Origin of the sequence: Bartonella quintana, from assembly GCF_009936175.1 — a bacterium.
Taxonomy (GTDB): domain Bacteria; phylum Pseudomonadota; class Alphaproteobacteria; order Rhizobiales; family Rhizobiaceae; genus Bartonella; species Bartonella quintana.
The window spans coordinates 393,709-413,358 of record NZ_AP019773.1; the positions used below are offsets into that span (position 1 = coordinate 393,709).

Consider the following 19,650-nt stretch of genomic DNA (forward strand, 5'->3'; position numbering starts at 1 on the left):
TTTCATCTATCTCAATTTTTGTATTTAATGAATTCTATTCAGCTTTTTGCTCAATGATGATTAAAGTGTCATTTATGCTAAAAATTCTCTGAAATTGTCTCAAGCCTTACAGTGAAGCTATTTCATAAGTTTTTTGAAAACATTCAATGATAAAGGTGCTAAGCTAAGAAAAAGAAGAATTCTATCTTCATCATTTTTCCAGTTGATAAAATGTTAGTTTTTTACACTTATAGCTCTTTAAGCCAGAAGAATGATTGCAGTATAGATCAAGAATTTCATAAAAGAAGACTTTTTATCAAATTGAGAAGATACGTCTGAATTGTTTGATTTTATTGAAGAATCATTCGATGAGGTAGTGTTCTTTATGAAGGTTTTGTTATAGTTATAAGATTTTTACTTGAACAAAAGCCAGGTAAGGTTTTCTAACTCTCATATGCATTCCAAAGACTTTCTTCAATAAGTTGTACATTCTTTACCAATCCCTGCACTTGATGTAATATCCCTCGATGATAACATTCCTATTCTTTACAAATAGAATGTTATCACTGATCAGCTTGTGCTCTCAAATATTGCTCAGGTGCACAGAACCTAGTTAGACTACAAGTTTCGAGAAGTCTGCAACTGCTTGTGTCGTGTTGTGGATACGTTTGAGAAGAGCGAGACGGTTAGTACGAATATTGGGGTTTTTATCGTTCACTAATACTTTTTCAAAAAATGTGTCGATAAATTTTCTCAATGGCGCTAGCGTATTGAGTGCGTGTGATAAATTTATTGCATTGATGTGGTCACGAACCTTTTTTTCTGCTTCAACGATTGCTTGATAGAGCTGTTTTTCTTCTGTTTCACTAAAGAGTTCAGGGTTAATTTCATTCACTATTGTTGAACCTTTTTGGATTTCATTTTCAAGAATGTTTACAATACGTTTTACAGCAGTTAAAAAACTACCCCCATCACTTGTATTGATAAAGGCGATAAGTGCTTCGACACGACGCGCAACCAACAAAAAATCATCAGCATCTTTGTTTAAGACTGCTTCAAGAGCATCATAACGAACGCCTTCCTCTTTTAGATAGATTTTCAAACGTTCATGAAAAAAGAATAACAGATCTGATAAAATATATTCTGTTTTTTCCAGAACGAGATTCTGCGATTGCGTAGTTTTTGTTCGAGATGTTTCATCTTTGTTTTTTTGTTGTAGAAAAAGATTCGTTGCCAGATGAAACAGTGGCATAAGATTGATTTTCCAGTCACGCAAAAGCACAAGCCTAATAATTCCTAATGCTGCTCGTCTTAATGCATAGGGATCTTTTGAACCTGTTGGTTTTTCATTAATAAGCCAAAAACCGACAAGCATGTCAATTTTATCGGCCAGCGCTACTGCTATAGCAAGAGGTTCTTGCGGAATACGATCTTTTGGTCCTTGAGGTTTATAATGGTCTTCGATTGCTTCAGCTACGCGAGGGTCTTCTTCCTGAAGAAGGGCATATTTTCGTCCCATGAATCCTTGTAGTTCCGGAAATTCTCCAACGACTTCTGTTTGTAAATCAGCTTTTGCAAGTATTGCGGCACGTTTAGCTAGGAGAGGGTCTGCTTGCACCGAAGGTGCAATTTTTTGTGCTAAGGTGGCGATTCGCTCCACTCTTGCACCTTGTGTGCCTAATTTTTCATGGAAAGTCACATTCAAATGATCAAGGCGTGCTATTCTTTGATCGAGAGGTTTTTTTAAATCAAGAGCAAGTTTCTTAGCAGAGGACTGCAAGTATTTGATATCAGGCAAATCATGTTGGTCTGTTTGCCAAAAATAGAGCGCATCAGAAAGACGAGCACAGACAACTTTACTATTTCCCTTGGAAATTTCTTTACCTTCATCGTTTGCAAGAATATTAGAAACGAGAATAAAATTATGAGAAAGTTTGATCTTTTCGCCTTGTTTGCGGGTTACAAAACACTTTTGATTGGCCTGAATGGTCAAGCGAATAATTTCTGGAGGAATATCAAGGAAAGATTTGTCAAAATTGCCCATAAGCACAACAGGCCACTCAACGAGTCCTGCAACTTCTTCTAAAAGGGCACTATCTTCAACCAGTTCTAAACCATTTGCAAAACAAAGATTTTGCGCATCTGTCAAAATAATATTCTTTCGCCTTTCTGCATCCAGAATGACTTTATGGGCTTCAAGCTGAGTGATATAGTCATCAAAACGGCGAATTTGGAGAGGCTTTCCGTTACTTAAGAAGCGATGACCGTAGGTCAAATTATTGCTTTTGAGAGAACCAATGGTAAATGGAATGACCCGCGTTTCACCAATTTCTGGTCCAAAGACGCAAAGAATGTTTTGTAAAGGTCGAATCCACTTCAGAGCTCCGCTTTTTGCTGAATCTTTTCCCCAACGCATAGATTTTGGCCATGGAAAATTGCGAATAATACCCGGTAAAATATCAGCAATAATCTCTTCTGCGCTCCGTCCTTTTTTGATGATTTTAGCGATATAAAAATCACCCTTTTTAGGATCATGCACAATGGGTGCTTCAGAAATATTATTCAATCCTGTTGTGCGTAAGAAGCCATCAATCACGTGCTGTGGTGACTTTGTACTGGGACCTCTGCGTTCTTCATGGGTATCTTTTGAACGTATAGAAAGACCGCGTACATCTAGTGTTAATCGACGAGGTGTCCAGTATTCACGAGCAGCTTTATAGGTTAAGCCCGCATTCACAAGTTGATCTATAACACATTTTTTGAGGTCTGCAGCAGCTTTTCGCTGCATGCGTGCAGGGATCTCTTCGCTGAAAAGTTCAAGAAGAAGATCAGACATTAGGATTCTCCGTTTTTGTGGATTTGAGCAGCTTTAGTGCGTAAAAAGGCTTCTCCACATTGGCGTGCAAGATCACGAACGCGAAAAATATAACTTTGTCGTTCAGTTACAGAAATAACGCCACGTGCTTGCAAAAGATTAAAGATATGACTAGCTTTAATACACTGGTCATAAGCTGGAAAAACACACAGATGTAAGCCATTCTCTGTATTTGGTTTTCCAGCTTTAAGGATTGCGATGCATTCGCATTCTGCATCGATAAAATGCTGATGTAGCAGTTTTGTATCAGCAAATTCGAAGTTATAGTATGAATATTCCTGTTCTGTTTGTAAAAAAATATCTCTATAACTTATTTGGTTTTCTCCATCTGAACTGTTAAAGTTAAGATTATAGATATTATCGACACCCTGGATATACATTGCCAGACGTTCCAGTCCATAGGTTAATTCTCCTGAGACCGGCGCGCATTCGATGCCGCAAACTTGTTGAAAATAAGTAAATTGAGAAATTTCCATCCCATCGCACCAGCACTCCCATCCAAGTCCCCAAGCACCGAGTGTTGGGCTTTCCCAATCATCTTCAACAAAGCGAACATCATGCAGTTTTGTATCAAGACCGATAGCCTGTAGCGATTTGATATAAAGCTCTTGTAAATTGGGAGGAGAGGGTTTGAGAAGCACTTGAAATTGATAATAGTGCTGTAAACGATTGGGATTTTTACCATATCGGCCATCTGTTGGGCGTCGACAAGGTTGGACATAAGCGACTTTCCAAGGCCGTGGTCCCAGTGAGCGTAGTGTTGTGGCCGGATGAAAGGTTCCAGCTCCGACTTCCATGTCGTAAGGTTGTAGAATTGCGCATCCATAATGGGCCCAGTAATTTTGCAAAGTGAAGATAAGTCCTTGAAAAGAACGTGTGGGATTGAGATATTCAGACAATTTCACGCTTTATACTCTTTTAATGTTTAACCAACAGACAGTAGCCAAAGAAATTTCAGCCTTCATTACTGTCTATTGTTTCATATGGTTATGGTCAAGCATCGTTGTTTATTGCAAACCAAATTTCAGCTTTTCTTGGATTTTTTTTAAATTTTTGGGTTCCCCATCGACTGCATGATTCCATTGAAATATTGCTTCACGTTTGCGTCCAACTTGCCAATAGGCATCACCTAAATGATCGTTCAATGTTGGATCTTCAGGTTGCAACTTGACAGCATTCTCCAATATTTGAACAGCTTGGTTATATTGTTTAAGCTTGTAATAGGCCCATCCTAGAGAATCAAGGATATGGCTATTTTTGGGTTGTAAGGCAGAAGCTTTTTGCAGCATATGGAGTGATTCTTCAAGTTTTTGATCACGCTCAATAAGTGAATAGCCAAGATAATTAAGGACTTGCGGTTGGTCGGGGAAAAATTCAAGTGCTTTTCGCAGGTCAATTTCTGCTTTTGACCATTGTTGCAAACGTTCGAAAGCGATACCGCGTTGATAAAAGAGCTTCCAATCATCTCGTTGAAACTTTGTTATCTGTGCAATAGCACGATCCAGAATTTTAATAGCTTCGACAAATTTATTGTCTTGCATATAAAAAGCAGCAAGTGTTATCAAAATGTGGCGATCATTGGGAGATTTTTTCTTTAATGATGTTAGCAATTTTATCGCTTCATTCTGATTATTGTTATTTGCAAGAATGAATGCAAGCCTTAGTTGTCCATCTTTATAATAAGGGGAACTGGATGGTAAAGAGCGGTAGAGCTTAATTGCTTGATTAGGGTCATTCAGTTTGGCAGAAATATTTGCCAATTGAAACATTGTTGCGTCATTTTCAGGGTACAATGCTAAAGATAATTGGTTGAAAATATGTGCAATGTGTCCTGAGGTTTTGTGGTTGAGAGCTGTTCCAAAGTTATATAATACTTCGCCAGCTCCTTGTTGAGGTGTTTTAACGAGCCTTTCTAAGGAAGCACCTTTTTCAATTTTTTCTCGAATGTTCTTCAGTATTTTTCGGTCTGACAGTATTTGTTCGCCGTGCTTGAGGGTCTGAATAGCTTGATTGCGCATCTTATGCCGCAATTGGAATGAGGCATAGGCTATGATAATACGTTCATAGGTATTAGGGCTTATAAGAATACTCTGTTGGTTATTGAGCACTTGAGTGAAATATTTTTTTGCAGCTTGCTTACGTTCTGCTAGGTCGCACATGAGTGCAAGATGATAAAGTCTAAAAAGATTATACCAAGCAGGTCCTTGGATCTTTTCAAGATCAGCAATTGCTTGAGATTGATGCCCAGATCCGAATGTAGCCCAAGCATTAATTAATTCAGGTATTGGATTATTGGATGCAGGAGGTTCTTTTAATTGTAAAAGAATCTTGGCATTCCTATAGTTTTTGTTGATGAGATTTTTGACCGACAACGTTAAAGAAACAAAGGGATTCATGATACCTTGCTCTTTTAGTTTTTGGGCTTGCTGAACAGCTTCTTTAAAAGCACCCGAAGAGAGCATCAATTCTAGCATCTCTACCTGTGTTTCAATGTTATCAGGTTTATAAGCGAGAGCCTTTTTAAAATAATTGATGGCGAGATCTGTTTTGTTTTCGTGATTTGCAACTTTCCCGGCCAGATAGGCACCTGTAAATGAGCTTGTATTGATAGCGGCATTAATTTTGCTATAGGTGGGGGATGGCGTCAGCATAATACCCGCGATAAAGAGAATAAAAAAGCGGGATATTGTTGCACTGCGCATAGAGCTAATCCTTCTTAAGAAAATCAATCAATTGTCCAGTTTATAAATCATATCCGGTTATTTTGTAAAAAATATTGTGATTCTTGCAAATCATCAGTTTACACGGGCAATACAAAAGTCAACAGTTTCGATCAAAGCACTGTGAGCGGGGCTTTCGTTCATTGACGCAAGAGCATTGGTTGCACGTTTTCCATAGGCACGCGCTTGCTCTATTGTATCTGTGAGGCTATCATATTTTTCTATTAAGTGTTGTGCATGTGCGAAGGTTTCATCATTGTTATTGCAATTTTCAAGCGCCTGTTTCCAGAATGCTTTTTCTGCCGTATTGCCCCGAGCATATGCAAGGATAACAGGCATCGTAATTTTTCCTTCTCGAAAATCATCACCGATATTTTTTCCCAGATGTTTAGCAGTCCCACCATAGTCAAGTACATCGTCAATTAATTGGAAAGCTAACCCTAGCAATGTTCCATATTCGCGCAATGCAAAACGTTCTTCATATTTATAACCAGCAATAATTGGTCCAACTTCAGCGGCAGCTGAAAAAAGTGCAGCCGTTTTCGCGTTGATGATTTTGAGATAATCTGAAGTACTAGTTTCTATATTTTTTGCGGCAGAAAGTTGCATAACTTCTCCCTCAGCAATAATTGCTGCAGCGTTTGCTAAGACAGAGAGTGCTTCTATAGAACCAACATCGACCATCAGTTTAAAAGCTTGTCCTAACAGGAAATCACCAACAAGGATACTTGCTTGATTTCCCCAAATCATTCGTGCAGTAGATTTCCCGCGTCGTAAATTGCTCTCATCGATTACATCATCATGTAACAAGGTTGCCGTATGCATAAATTCAACTGCTGTTGCGAGTTTTATATGTCCATCATTTTGATAATCAAACATATGAGCGGAAGCCAGTGTAATCATTGGGCGCAATCGTTTTCCACCTGACGAAATAAGATGGTTGGAAATTTCAGGGATCATTTCAATATCTGATTTTGCCATAGAGAGGATGAATTTGTTTACACGTTCCATATCGTCTTTGGTAAGATTAATGAGGGATTGGAGAGAAATTTGATTGTTTGTTATCTGATCTAATTTTGTAGCAGCACGCAATGTGTTTACTCCTAGAGTATTGCAATGAACATATATGAATTCTATTTTGTCCATAGCATAAAGATGGTTTTGTTTTGACTCAAGCTTTGATACCGCATTTGAAATTCAAATCTTGAATAATATTTGCAAGGAATGTCCTTTGTGCTTGGAGAATATCATTGTTATGAAGTCATGGGAAAATTTGAAATATTTTTGTTTGAACAACAATTGATAGGGAGGGCGAGTGAATTATGAGGATGAATATTGGGTTTTCAAATGAATAAAACAAGGAATCATAGCGATGAAACAATTGATGCGTTTCATCGTGGGAAGTTTTATTTGGTTCAGCCACGTTTACGTGGTCATCGTTCTGGCATGGACGCTATGTTATTAGCTGGTTTAGTTCCCAATAATTTTAAGGGTAAGGTTGTTGATTTGGGTGCTGGTGCTGGTGCTGCAGGATTGGCGGTTGCCTCACGTTGTTTGGAGGTTCATGTTACATTGGTTGAGCGATCGGCTTTTATGGCATCTTACGCTCAAAAAACGCTTATGCTAAAACAAAATGAGAAACTTGCGAAGCGAGTTTGCTTGGTAGAAGCAGACGTTACATGCAAAGGGAGAGCCCGTTTAGAAGCAGGATTAGCGGATCATGCTTTTGATTTTGCAATTATGAATCCGCCTTTTAATAATCCTGCGGATCGCAAAACACCTGATGAGCAGAAGTTTGAGGCACATGTTATGCCTGAAGCAATGTTTGATGATTGGTTGCGGAGCACAGCAGCAATTGTTAAGCCGGGTGGATATTTGGGGTTAATCGCACGTCCACAATCATTGAATGATATATTACATGCTTTGAAAGGGCGCTTTGGTAATATCTGTATAATTCCTCTTCACGCGCGCGTTGCAACAGCCGCAATTCGTATTTTATTTTATGCAAAACGAGGAAGTAAAGCAGCTTTATCTCTCTTGCCGCCACTAGTTATGCATGAGGACAATGGTCATGCTTTTTCACCGCGGATGGATGCAATTAATAATGGGCATATAAGTTTGTGGGAACTTTTAAAATGATATCTTGTGTTTTCCAGTTTATCATTTAAATTCGAGCTAAACTTTGAATTGTTTTGAAGGGGATTTTAAGTTTGGGTGAAATTGGGTTTGGGTCTATAATTTTAGTTTATTTAGGCACTTTTTTTTACAGTTATGCTCTTCCTATTTTATGCCCTTGCTTATTTGGCAGTTTACTAAATTTATAAGGAAGTTTCATTTTGATTGACGCTATAAAGAATTTTGTTTCGTGCTGTTTTCATTCCAGTAAATTTGAAATTCCTGTAGTACGCCTTCATGGAGCGATTATGGATTCAAATTCAATGTTAGCACGTACACTTTCGTTAGGCAGGTGTGCAAGTCTTTTAGACAAGGCTTTTGCTTACAAAAAAGCGCCGGCTGTTGCACTTATTATTAATTCTCCTGGTGGTTCGCCGGTACAATCACGTTTGCTCTTCAAGCGTATTCGTGATTTGGCAGAGGAGAAAAATAAAAAGGTTTTTGTATTTATTGAAGATATAGCAGCATCAGGTGGCTATATGATTGCCTGTGCTGGGGATGAAATTTTTGCTGATCCTTCTTCGATTATTGGTTCCATTGGGGTTGTTTCAGCTTCTTTTGGTTTTCCTGAGTTTTTGAAGAAAATTGGTATTGAGCGTCGTGTATACACAGCAGGAAAAAACAAGGTTACATTGGATCCATTTCAACCAGAAAAGAAAGCAGATATTGAACATTTGAAATCTTTGCAACTCGAAGTTCACCAAACTTTTATCGATTTGGTTAAGGAGCGGCGTGCAACGAAGTTATCAAATGATTCGGATCTTTTTACAGGAATGTTTTGGAGTGGAAGGAAAAGCGTTGAACTTGGGCTGATTGATGGATTGAATGATATACGCTCTGTTATTAAGGAGCGGTTCGGTTCTGGTACAAAACTTCGATTAATCACTCCTCCGAAAAGCCTTTTAGGTCCTAAAACTCCTTCAGGCGTTACTGCTAATGCGGTTTATACAGCAGTTGATAGCGCGTTGATAGCAGCACAAGAACGGACGCTTTGGCAACGTTATGGTTTGTGATGAAAATAGTAGTTTAATATGTGCTGAGTGTAGTTGATGCTTTTGCCTAAAAATAATTTTTAGAAGGAGAGAGATTTGAAATGATACGAATGATGGCATCGAGTTTGATTTGTATCATAGCTCTTTATATTTATTGTTTGTTCAGAAACCAATTACAGCGGAGGGGGCATCATATTTACCGTGCCCAATCTAAACCACAGGTTGGTAGAAGGGGAACGTTGGTAAAGGATTCTCGCACTGGTGAATATTACGTCAGATGATGTCGGATGTAAAAGTTTCATTCAAAGGGCATTCTTATGTATTTACACCTATTAAGTTGAACTTAACCTTGCACGTTGTAGGGCAGCGCACGGATGGTTATCATTTAATAGAAAGTTTGGTTTATTTTAGTCTCAGCGGTGATTGTTTGAGCTATATGCCTTGTAAGAGTAATCACTTTATTTTAACAGGGCCTTTTGCCGATGAGCTTGTTTCTGATACAGGTAATTTGGTTGTTCGTGCACATGACTTTATGTGTAAGGCCTTTCCTAAGTGTGCCAAACCTGCTTTTTTTCGACTTGTTAAACTATTGCCGGTTGCTTCGGGGATTGGTGGTGGTTCGGGCAATGCTGCTGGTGTTTTGAGTCTATTGCGTCAGCAGTGGGGTCTTGATTGCTCTTGTGAAAAATTGGCGGAAATGAGCTTAGTGCTTGGTGCTGATGTGCCGATGTGTCTTTTTGCATTGGAGTATCAGCAGCCACTTTTTGTTAGAGGAATTGGGCAAGATATAACACAGTTAAAAGAGGCTTGTTCTCTTGCAATGGTTTTGGTTAATCATGGACAACAGATTGCGACGAAAGCTGTTTTTAAGGCTTTGGAGAAGCGCGATCATCCACCCGTAAAGATTGATCTAGAATCTCTCAAGACGGTTGATTCATTGGTTGAAGCTTTACAAGAAACACGTAACGATCTTTTTATTCCCGCATTAAAAATTGCACCTCAATTGTCTGAAGTTTTATATGCCTTAGATGAGAGTGGAGCTCTCTTTTCTCGTATGTCCGGGACTGGTGCAACTTGTTTTGGTATTTTTAAAGATAAAGAAGCAGCGCAGCAGGCTGCTCTTTTTATCAAATTGATGCATCCAGATTGGTTTGTTAAACCTATCATAACTTTAGGAATGCTTTAGGTTCTATATGCATTTAATTTAAACGAGAGAAGCAGGTAGAGTGATGGTCACGTCCCATTTGTTAAGAACAGCAGTGTTACGGGGAAGAAGTATGACCTCAATAGCTAATCAAGGATTGGCAAAGGATTGACCGTTTATGGAGGCTAAGTCTTTCAGATTGTATGAGGGCTGAAAATTTTACCCATCGTTTTATTGAAGATGTTCATTTTATTTTAAAACGGAGTTTCAAAGGCAAGAATTTGCTTTACCCCTCAAGATAAAGGTGGAGCCTTCATCGCTAAGAGTTATGAAATCTGGTGTCAGAAAGGAATCCTCACAACTGGTTTTGGTAATGCTTTTCAAGAACTATAGGTTATGATGGTGAAGCTGTGAGAAGGATATCACCTTTTCTCAGATACATCTGTGTGCTGGAAGTTATAGATTGTTGAGCAGGACTATAGAGAACATCAGCATGAAAGGGCAGTGTTGGCAAAAGTGAGCCAAGATTTGATAACGAAAGGTCATATTGTGATGGATGCTGTGCGTCAAGCTTTACATTTTTTCTTGACGACAGAGAGCAGACATGACGCTGCTCAAGCAGCTTAGCTTATTGATAGTGGTGAAAATACATCAGTTATTTTGAGAATGGTTATGTTCAAAGGTAGCAAAGAGAAGGAGTGAGGAAGCAAGACTGTTTTTCTGTCATTTTCCTTTCTGCTTAAACAAGAGGACAGTGCATGACGATGTTGAACATTTTTCCAGAGAACGCCACTTTATGGAAGTTACTTTTAATAAATGCGAATATTTCAAACGTATCTCCTTAAATGGGATAAAAGGCTGCTTTTTTATGGGATTCTTAGTTATGCTTTAATCGCGCTCTGAATTAGAGAGTGAGGTGCATAAAATCTAGGATATTCACGGATGAGAAAATGGAAGAATGGGGGATTGATTGTACAGTGAGGGAGAGTATGGTAGAAAAGATACTTTAGGAATAGGCTCTTTATAGGTCTGAGTAAGCATACAAGGCTGGATTTCCTGTTTTTGGTAACAGGTTACAGGGGCTTTTGGAATTGGTGCAGTTGCGTGGCCTTTTATACATCAGCTATGGCCAGATGAGACTGTTCTGGTAGATTCTTTTGTTGAGGTTGACCTTTCTGGCATTGAAGAAGGCATATCGGTGACGGTAAAGTGGCGTGGGCAGCCTGTTGTTATTTGCAATCGGACTGCAAAAGAGATTGCTGAAGCTCGCACTACTGAATTGCGTATTCTGAAAGATCGTCAAGCGCGCAACCCTAATCTGGAGAGTGCAGAAGAAGCGAGGGATTTTGCACGTTCAGCAAGCAAGGGATGTGAGAATTGGCTCATTCTTATTAATCTTTGTACGCATATAGGCTGTCTAACATTTGAGCAATCTGGTAGATTGGGGCATGGCTGTTTTCGTGTCGTGGATCTGTTTACGATACAGTAGGAAAAGTGCGCTCAGGGCCAGCCAACTATAATTTAGCCATTCCACCTTATCGATTTCTTTCTAATACTTTGCTGAAAATAAGATAAAGTGATGACAAGATTTCCTCCCTATTTTCCTAAAAATGCTGTTGCTCGTTGGTGATAAGCGTTTACCGCTTCTCCGTTTTTTTACAATGCGTTTGTCGTTTTTCCTGTTCCGCGTAATCTTAATTATTTTTATACATTTGGCGGTATTTTGACTGTTATGTTTTTATTGCAGCTTTTAACTGGCATTGTATTGGCTATCCATTAGTAGCAGATGTTCATTTGGCTTTTGCAACTGGTGAACGATTTCGGTGGGGCCAGTTTGGTTGGCTTTTTCGTCCATGGCATTCTGTAGGTTCTTCATTCTTTTTTAGCGCTGTCTCTATTCATTTGGCACGCGGGCTTTATTATGGTTCTTATAAAAATATGCGAGAAATGGTTTGGGTCATAGGAATTTTCATCTATATCATCATGATGGCAATAGCATTTTTTGGTTATGGGTTGATTTTGGGGATGATGTCTGCTTCAGCTGCTTCAGTGGTTGCTGATCTTTTAAAAGCTATTCTTTGGGTGGGGACGCAGTTGCATGAGGCACTTCTTGGTGGTGATAGCGTGGGGCAACCGGTACTTAACCGTTTTTATATTTTCCATTATTTTTGTCATTTCTTTTGCTGTTTTTTTGATCTTTTTTGCTTGTTTTTTGTTTTATATGCCTGATTATATATATGGGGCAGGCTGAAAATTATAGTGTTGTTGATTCTTTCAAGGCGCCTCTAGTCCGAAGTGGTATTTTTTGCCCTTTTATGCTATGCTTCACGCTATAACTTTTGGTATCGGTATTCTTTCATCAACTTTTGCGGGCGTTATTATATTAGCGGGTTCGGTTTTCATTTTAATTTTTGTTCCATGGTTAGACCGCTTTAAAATATGCTCTGCAAGATACCGACCTGTTTATAAAATTTTCTTTTGGGCGTTGATTATTGATGTTGTTTTTCTTGGTTGGCTTGGGGTCAAGAAAAATCAGTCATACGATTCTTTTATGGACACAATTGCCTTCAACTTATTATTTTATATTCTTTTTAATTGTTTTGCCGATCGTACCTCTTTTTGAAAGGAGTCGTTCTTTTCCTGCTCCAATTATTGAAGATATGAAACCGAAAAAACAATAGATTGATTATTATATTATTATAGATTTTTTTTCCGAGTGTTGCTCGTAATATTTTTGATAAAGAAAAGGAGTTTTTTCTTTCCCCTTGCGTGCTCCTAAAAAACAGGAATGGAGTTTTTCAGGGCCATTCGGGCTTTAGATAAGATGCAATTGCAAATTGCAGTGTGGGTTGAAGGTTTATAAAAAAAGTCTGTTCTGGTTGCCATGGGCTAAAATATGTGGCTTTTCATGATTTAAAGGCTCTTGGCTATGATCAGGAACAGATTAAGGCTTTTGTTAGGTAATACGAAGTGAGCGATGCTCCTAATAGAGAAGGAAAATTTTTTAAATGTGCTGGGGTTGCAACAGACACTTTTCCTTCACCCTTTGCTAACGAAGAAGAAGCAAGATTTATTCATAATAGTGCTTATCCTCCAGATTTATCATTGATGGCACATGCGTGTATCGTGTTTTTGCCGTTTCCTGCTTTTATTTCTAATATACTGAATCATTATAATACTGCTGGACCAAATTATAATTATATTACAGCTCTTTTAACAAGATATCAGAAAGCGCCAGAAAATACCAAGATTGCGGATGGTTATTGGTAAAATCCCTACTTTATTGCAGGTAATGCTTTAGCTATGGCATCTCCTTTAAGTGATGGTCTTATTTCGTATGAGGATGGAACTCCAGAAACGGTTGAACATTATGCGCGTGATGTTTCTGCTTTTTTGATGTGGGTAGCTGATCTCCACATGAAAATTCGTAAAAAAATTGGTTTTCATGTTATTTTATTTTTAATCATTTTTGTTTGGCTTGTTTATATTTTAAAAGTTTGGATTTGGAGGAGTTTAGAAGAGGAATTTGAGAAGGAGAAAAAAGGCTAGGATTACTGGTCTTAAAAGAATATAGGGAACAAATCCAGTTACGATGCATTGAGGTTTTGTAAAGTAAAATGGAGATATTAAAATGAAAAAAATTGTATTTACTACTCTTATGACAGTTTTGATGGCTTCTAGTGCTTATGCTCAGTCTTCTGTGGCGCCTCCTGAACTTGAGATGATTGCTTCGATGGGGGTGGTACAGGTGGGTTCAGATATATCTGCGCGTTATGTGACACCTTTGGCAACTGATTTCGTTGCATCAAGCCTTATTGGTGCAAGTGTATACAACATAGAAAACGAGAATATTGGCGAAGTGAAAGATATTATTTTGCGTGAAAAGAGTATCATGGGGTTTGTTATCGCTGTTGGTGGTTTTCTTGGTATAGGGGAGAGTTATGTAGTCGTTTCTCCAGAAACGATTCAGATGACAAATGATTATGGCAAGTGGAAGCTTATTACGAATGCGACAAAGGATTCTTTGAAGGAAGCTCCAACATTTAAATATGAAGGACGTTGGATACACTAATTTTTCCTTTCTTTCGTTTGTGAATATAACAGCCGCTATCATATCTATGATGGCGCTGTTTTTGTTTCAGAAAATCTTTTGAAAAACTTTAAAAAATTCTATAAAATAGGCTACTTTAGTTTCTCAAAATTCGATTATCTTTAGTAAAATCAATATATTAATCAAATAAGATGGAATCTTAAGGTTATCGTTCTCTAGCGTATTTTCTACGATTAGTGCTCTTTGGATAGGAGATGGTATAGAGTCACCTGTTTAGCTAAAAGTGTTTTGGGTTGTAATATTTTTGCTCCTAGATTTTGCAGTCATGTTGTAATTGTCCATTTTCTTAATCCGTGTATTAATTTTTTGATATTTTCTTGGGTTTTACACCTCATAAAATATGTCTCTAAAACTTTCTTTTTGGTTCGTATCTTGTCACTTTCACCATAAATGAATCTTGCAATTTTCAATTGATCTAATTTCAAATATTGCAGTTTGTTTAGAAAAAATGGAAAGAAAAAATCTGTTTGGAGTTTATTTTTCTTCAACGTTAGATAATAATAGATAATGCTTATTGTTACGTCTTTCCAATTTATTATAGACAACGTTGTACTACACTTTAAGGATGTAAAAAGAACTCAACCCAGATGTAGTTACGCATTTTTAGAGGTATAGAGGCGTTTAGAGTGATTAGGTATTATATTTAAACAATATGATATCGCCATCTTGCACAATGTATTCTTTGCCTTCATCGCGGGCTTTGCCCGCTTCTTTTGCACCGTTTTCTCCCCCTAGAGCAATATAATCCTCGTAGCTGATGGTTTGGGCACGAATGAAGCCGCGTTCAAAATCTGAATGGATAATACCAGCTGCCTGAGGTGCTTTAGTCCCACGGGGGATTGTCCATGCTCGCGTTTCTTTAGGTCCACAGGTGAAATAGGTAATGAGGTCAAGCAAATGGTAACCAGCACGAATGAGGCAATTGAGACTTGATTCGACGAGCTCTAGAGCACTAAGATATTCTATGGCTTCTGCGTCATTAAGTTGAGTGATCTCAGCTTCAATGGAGGCAGAAATGATAATGCTTTGAGCGTTTTGCGTTGTTGCCATTTTCTCAACAGTTTGGGTAAAGCTATTTCCATGAGCGGCATCATTTTCGCTCACATTGCAAACATAAAGTACGGGTTTGGAGGTTAAAAGATTCAAACTATCAAGGATGCGGCGCTCATCGGAAGAGATCTCTTTGAGTAATGACCGGACAGGACTTCCTTTCTGCAGTAAGTTTAATGCTGCTTCCATAATAGGAAGAATTATCAGAGCTTCTTTATCTTTTCCGGTTGCACGTTTGCGGATTTGTACGATTCGTCGCTCAAGACTTTCAAGATCAGCAAGCATGAGTTCCGTTTCAACAGTTGTGGCATCAGAGACGGGATCAATGCGTCCTTCTACGTGGGTAATATCATTATCTTGAAAACAGCGCAAAACGTGGATGATGGCATCAACTTCACGGATATTGGCTAAAAATTTATTGCCTAAACCTTCACCTTTTGAAGCGCCACGTACGAGTCCGGCAATATCAATAAAACTGATGCGTGTGGGAATGATTTCTTTTGAACCAGCGATCGATGCAATTTTTTCCATTCGCGAATCTGGAACAGCGACTTCTCCAGTGTTTGGCTCGATTGTACAAAAAGGATAATTGGCAGCTTGTGCTGTGGCTGTTTTTGTTAATGCATTAAAAAGGGTTGATTTACCGACATTAGGGAGTCCAACGATACCGCATTTAAAACCCATGAGTGCTTTCTTCTCTGTTGATTGTTATCAAGGATAAAGTTTAAAGTTTCTTTGGCACTTCTATAGCATATTTTGAGAAGAGTCATAGTCTCCTGTTGCTGTAAGGAAGAAAAAAAGCTTACGCTGAAAAGCCATTTGTCTTTTTTACCCCATTTTAAAAAATCTTACTCTTCATCATAAAAGAATCCCAAATTAACGTTAACAGTGCGCTAAGTTTTTTATAGTATGCAGGTCTGTATGAAAAATTAATCGGAGAAAATATAAGAGTGTTATCTCGTCGTGCTTTTTTAATTACAGTACCTCTGGCTTTGGTTGGCTGTGCTACTCGTCAGTCAGATATGTCATTTTTTTCTTCCCAACAGGTTCAATACATTCCGGCAGAAATACAGGCCTTATATGGGCCTGTAACAAATGAGCCTTATTTATTACCTGCTGTAGATCTTTCGACAGTTGATCCAAAATTTTGGCGTCAGCAAGTGATTTATTATACATCTTATTCACCTGGAACACTGGTTATAGATACGCAGGAATGTTTTCTTTACCTTATTGGTGAGAATGGAAAAGCTTTGCGTTATGGCATTGGTGTTGGTAAGGAAGGGTTAGCGTTTGAAGGTGAGGGAACTGTACAGCGCAAGCGTCGGTGGCCAAGTTGGGCTCCTACTGCGGCAATGATGGCTCGAGAACCAGAACGTTATGGTCATCTGGGGAAAGGAATGCCACCAGGCCCCGATAATCCATTAGGGGCACGAGCACTTTATCTTTTCAGAAATGGGAAGGATACGCTCTTCCGCATTCATGGTTCAAATGAGTCATGGTCAATTGGCCGTGCTATTTCAAGCGGGTGTATTCGTTTGCTTAATCAAGATATCATTGATCTTTATGATCGTGTTCCCAATGGGGCGCGTGTAGTCGTGTTGCAAAACGGTGAGAATAGCGGTAGTGTTTTAGGTCAACAATCAAATGTTTACGATCCACTACAGTCAACGATCAATCCAAGTGAATTTTTTTAATTCCAAGGAGCACTCGTTTGGTGAGTTTCATTGGGTTGTTTTGGTTTGCTGCTCAATGAGCTCTGTTGCAAAATAAAGAGTATATGCGCAAATATTGCATAAAACAGTACTGATTTGTTTTGTGAACTCTCTTCTATGCCCCTCACTTTTTAGGAGCATAGGACGATTGCATCAGAGATGAGCAATCCCATAAAAGGAGAAGTTTTTATCAAAGAGGCGATAGGTGTGAAGCGGTCACGTTTATTAAAGGATGCTTCAACAAAGTAGCATTCTTTATAAAAATGTTCACCATCGTTGTGTTGTGCTATTTTGCAGTTTGGTTTGGATGAGAAGAAAGAACAAGGATGCATTTTGTTTCCTCATCCCTTCTGTTCATGCATCTGAACATAACTTCTATCATCTCCCTAACAACTGGTGTATTTTCCTCTCCATCAACAAACAAGCTGCTTGGATAACTGCATTCCAGTCCCCTGTTCTTAAGAAGAAAACACAAAGCTTAGCTCAAGGTTATTGACCACAGCAAACAAAGCACTTCAGGGTCAAATCTTGGCCCTGCTTTTTGCAACATTTCCCTCTCATGCTGCCCTTTCTCTTTCTATAATAGCCCACAATACAATCTATAGTTTCCCACACAGGAAGAAGTGAGGACAAAGAAAGGTAATATCACTCCTCACAGATTACCATCATAGTTCGTACGCTTAGGAAGAAGCCAGTCTGGCACCATCATTATTTTTGCCAACAACCCCCAATGGTGCAGACAGCTCTTGCATTGAGACGGTTCCTAAGAGGCATTTTTACTCTTTTCTTCAATATTTTTATCCACACAGCCAATCCGGCTTGTGACGTGGAAGCGAATAGTTTTGTTTGATCCAACATAAACAGGTTTGAAACGAGAGTATCTTAAGTATCTCATGATTATCTTTATAAACAAGATCTTGTACGAAGTTGATAAGCGCTTCCCAAACTGGATGCCAACGGTTTTTCTAGCACCAACCAGGACTATAACATTGATCGATGGATACTATGCCACTTACCATGGATACATGGATACATGGATACATGGATGCATGGATGCATGGATGTACCTCATTTACCTGACGAAAGGGGAAACTCTCATCCTTGACTTCTGGCTTTTAAAATAAAATGAATGCTTTCAACAAAAAACGGGTAGGGTTTTCAGTACTCACGCCTATCCTAACAGACTTACCATCCGTAAACGGTAAATCTTTTGCTGATTGCTGCACTGTATTGATGGAAGACTTCTGCTAGTAATACGCCTTTTTTATAAATGGAACGCTTTACAAATGGGATATTACCACCAATCCATTCTGATTTCATAATCTTAACTTAAGCTATAAAACCGATAGAAATAAGCTTGTTTATTGCAGGTTTTTCTTTTTCGTTGCTTGTGAGATTGTGTCCATAAAGAGACATCTATCACCTTTTATAAGGAGAGCAATGTTTTTTGCAATTGCGTCTAAGAGAGGAGATAACCACTCTTGATCAGATTTCGTAAAGTTTCCGAGAACATGCTGGTGAACAAGTTCTTTGGAACCAGGATGTCCGATCCCTAAGCGTACGCGACAGTAGTCAATGCCACAATGAGCATCAATGGATTTTATACCATTGTGTCCATTATTTCCGCCAGCGGTTTTTACACGCACTTTCCCGGGAGGTAAGTCCAACTCATCGCAAATGACAATAAAATTTTTCAAGTCTAATTTATAAAATCGTAAAACTTCACCGATGGCTTGGCCAGAGAGGTTCATGAAAGTTTGAGGTTTTATAAGAAAAGTTTTTTCACCATCTATGAGACCATTGGAGATTTCTGCTTGAAATTTTTTCGACCATGGAGAAAAGGAGAAGGACTGATAAATGGCATCAATAACCATGAAACCAATATTATGGCGGTTATTTTGATACTGTAAACCAGGATTGCCAAGACCAGCAATGAGCCACATGCAGACCTTCAGTGAAATGAGAGGGGTTAAATAAATATCTCATAAGTTGAGGCGGGAAAAATTCCCACCTGCTGAAATTTATTAAGTTTTTGCGTTATCTTTATCATTCTCTTGTTCTGAACTATCATCACTCACATTCATGCCAGCAGGGGCTGCAATAGTTGCAATAGTAAAGTCTCGATCTTGAATCACTGGAGTAACATCCTTTGGCAATTTTACTGCTGAAATATGGATAGAATCACCAATAGAGTAGTTGGAGAGATCAATCTCAATGGCTTCAGGGATAGCATTTGCTGGAGCAATACATTCAATTTCGTGGCGAACAATATTTAAAACACCTCCCTTTTTAAGTCCAGGAGCTGTATCTTCATTAAAGAAATGTACTGGAATACTCACTTCCACAACTGATTGCGCTGAAACACGCAAGAAATCTACATGGATGGGAAAGTCACGAACGGGATCCAATTGGTAATCTTTTGGCAGAACCATAATTTTCTGTTGGCCAACTGCAATAGTGGCAACAGTGGTACGAAAACCACCGGCGTAAATTTTATAGAAGATTTCTTTATAGGAAACTGCGATGGCCAAAGGAGGCTGTTTATCGCCATAAATGACAGCTGGAATGAAACCGTTGCGGCGAAGTTCACGGGAGGACCCCTTACCAACCCGCTCGCGTAGTTCGGCCTTAAGAGTGTAGCTTTTACTCATAATTTAAGTCCTTTTACATGATTGGAGATCCATCAAAAACCAACAACAGTTTTTGTATGAATATGAAGATATACGCTGATAAGCAGCGATTGCTTCATCCTGCGTTGCCTCCAAGGGTGTCTACGCAGAAATTTATCCTATAATTCAAATCATTTGCAGATGCAAGAGTTGTGGGGAAAAATCGATGATTTCTACCGTTAAGAAAAAGGAAATGTTACAAGCATGATAACAGATGGAGAAT

General features: G+C 38.7%; 12 protein-coding genes and 3 pseudogenes. 8 read left to right on the plus strand and 7 right to left on the minus strand.

What is annotated here, in order from left to right:
• Window positions 1-592 precede the first annotated feature (592 nt).
• The 4 genes from glyS to MF1_RS01550 form a co-directional block, all read right to left on the minus strand.
• Window positions 593-2,815, minus strand: coding sequence for a glycine--tRNA ligase subunit beta (glyS, locus tag MF1_RS01535; RefSeq protein ID WP_161510312.1), 2,223 nt, complete (start codon window positions 2,813-2,815; stop codon window positions 593-595).
• Window positions 2,815-3,759 carry a glycine--tRNA ligase subunit alpha gene (locus MF1_RS01540; RefSeq protein ID WP_042995309.1) on the minus strand — a complete coding sequence of 315 codons (945 nt, stop codon included), beginning with the start codon at window positions 3,757-3,759 and terminating at the stop codon, window positions 2,815-2,817. Before MF1_RS01540 ends, glyS begins: the two co-directional genes overlap by 1 nt.
• Window positions 3,760-3,861: 102 nt before the next feature.
• Window positions 3,862-5,556: a tetratricopeptide repeat protein gene (locus tag MF1_RS01545; RefSeq protein ID WP_161510313.1), complete on the minus strand. Its 1,695-nt coding sequence runs from the start codon at window positions 5,554-5,556 to the stop codon at window positions 3,862-3,864.
• A 93-nt stretch (window positions 5,557-5,649) separates the two neighbouring features.
• On the minus strand, window positions 5,650-6,666 hold the full coding sequence (locus MF1_RS01550) for a polyprenyl synthetase family protein (protein WP_014923826.1): 1,017 nt from the start codon (window positions 6,664-6,666) through the stop codon (window positions 5,650-5,652).
• Window positions 6,667-6,921: 255 nt separating this feature from the next.
• On the opposite strand from MF1_RS01550, the gene MF1_RS01555 reads away from it, so the two are divergent.
• From MF1_RS01555 to MF1_RS01590, 7 genes and pseudogenes are all read left to right on the plus strand, one after another.
• Complete coding sequence (locus MF1_RS01555) at window positions 6,922-7,713, plus strand: tRNA1(Val) (adenine(37)-N6)-methyltransferase (protein WP_011179117.1); 792 nt, start codon at window positions 6,922-6,924, stop codon at window positions 7,711-7,713.
• A gap of 197 nt (window positions 7,714-7,910) precedes the next feature.
• Window positions 7,911-8,762, plus strand: coding sequence for a S49 family peptidase (locus MF1_RS01560; protein ID WP_161510314.1), 852 nt, complete (start codon window positions 7,911-7,913; stop codon window positions 8,760-8,762).
• Window positions 8,763-9,018: 256 nt separating this feature from the next.
• The gene (locus MF1_RS01565) at window positions 9,019-9,927 is read left to right on the plus strand and encodes a 4-(cytidine 5'-diphospho)-2-C-methyl-D-erythritol kinase (RefSeq protein WP_161510315.1); all 909 of its coding nucleotides are present in this window, start codon (window positions 9,019-9,021) and stop codon (window positions 9,925-9,927) included.
• A gap of 987 nt (window positions 9,928-10,914) precedes the next feature.
• Window positions 10,915-11,460 (plus strand): annotated as a pseudogene (petA, locus tag MF1_RS01570) (ubiquinol-cytochrome c reductase iron-sulfur subunit).
• A 4-nt stretch (window positions 11,461-11,464) separates the two neighbouring features.
• Window positions 11,465-12,566, plus strand: a pseudogene (locus tag MF1_RS06630) (cytochrome b).
• 22 nt (window positions 12,567-12,588) lie between these two features.
• Window positions 12,589-13,434: pseudogene (locus MF1_RS01585) on the plus strand (cytochrome c1).
• An 82-nt stretch (window positions 13,435-13,516) separates the two neighbouring features.
• Window positions 13,517-13,957, plus strand: coding sequence for a PRC-barrel domain-containing protein (locus MF1_RS01590; RefSeq protein WP_161510318.1), 441 nt, complete (start codon window positions 13,517-13,519; stop codon window positions 13,955-13,957).
• Window positions 13,958-14,626: 669 nt separating this feature from the next.
• On the opposite strand, the gene ychF is transcribed toward MF1_RS01590, so the two are convergent.
• Entirely contained in the window at window positions 14,627-15,730 is a 1,104-nt protein-coding gene (gene ychF, locus MF1_RS01595; RefSeq protein ID WP_014923837.1) for a redox-regulated ATPase YchF, read from the minus strand.
• 266 nt (window positions 15,731-15,996) lie between these two features.
• Between ychF and MF1_RS01600 the strand changes: the two genes are divergently transcribed.
• Window positions 15,997-16,740, plus strand: coding sequence for a L,D-transpeptidase (locus MF1_RS01600; protein ID WP_014923838.1), 744 nt, complete (start codon window positions 15,997-15,999; stop codon window positions 16,738-16,740).
• Between the two features lie 1,379 nt (window positions 16,741-18,119).
• Here the strand turns inward: MF1_RS01600 and pth are convergent.
• Window positions 18,120-18,701, minus strand: a complete 582-nt coding sequence (gene pth, locus MF1_RS01605; RefSeq protein WP_161510319.1) for an aminoacyl-tRNA hydrolase — start codon at window positions 18,699-18,701, stop codon at window positions 18,120-18,122.
• 81 nt (window positions 18,702-18,782) lie between these two features.
• Window positions 18,783-19,409, minus strand: a complete 627-nt coding sequence (locus MF1_RS01610) for a 50S ribosomal protein L25/general stress protein Ctc (protein WP_014923841.1) — start codon at window positions 19,407-19,409, stop codon at window positions 18,783-18,785.
• Between the last annotated feature and the right edge of the window lie 241 nt (window positions 19,410-19,650).

What these genes read in the sequence shown, in the direction of transcription:
- MF1_RS01545 (WP_161510313.1), bottom strand. Translation starts at nt 5,556, where the DNA reads ATGCGCAGTGCAACAATATCCCGCTTTTTTATTCTCTTTATCGCGGGT.
- MF1_RS01590 (WP_161510318.1), top strand. Translation starts at nt 13,517, where the DNA reads ATGAAAAAAATTGTATTTACTACTCTTATGACAGTTTTGATGGCTTCT.
- MF1_RS01565 (WP_161510315.1), top strand. Translation starts at nt 9,019, where the DNA reads ATGATGTCGGATGTAAAAGTTTCATTCAAAGGGCATTCTTATGTATTT.
- pth (WP_161510319.1), bottom strand. Translation starts at nt 18,701, where the DNA reads ATGTGGCTCATTGCTGGTCTTGGCAATCCTGGTTTACAGTATCAAAAT.
- MF1_RS01610 (WP_014923841.1), bottom strand. Translation starts at nt 19,409, where the DNA reads ATGAGTAAAAGCTACACTCTTAAGGCCGAACTACGCGAGCGGGTTGGT.
- glyS (WP_161510312.1), bottom strand. Translation starts at nt 2,815, where the DNA reads ATGTCTGATCTTCTTCTTGAACTTTTCAGCGAAGAGATCCCTGCACGC.
- ychF (WP_014923837.1), bottom strand. Translation starts at nt 15,730, where the DNA reads ATGGGTTTTAAATGCGGTATCGTTGGACTCCCTAATGTCGGTAAATCA.
- MF1_RS01555 (WP_011179117.1), top strand. Translation starts at nt 6,922, where the DNA reads ATGAATAAAACAAGGAATCATAGCGATGAAACAATTGATGCGTTTCAT.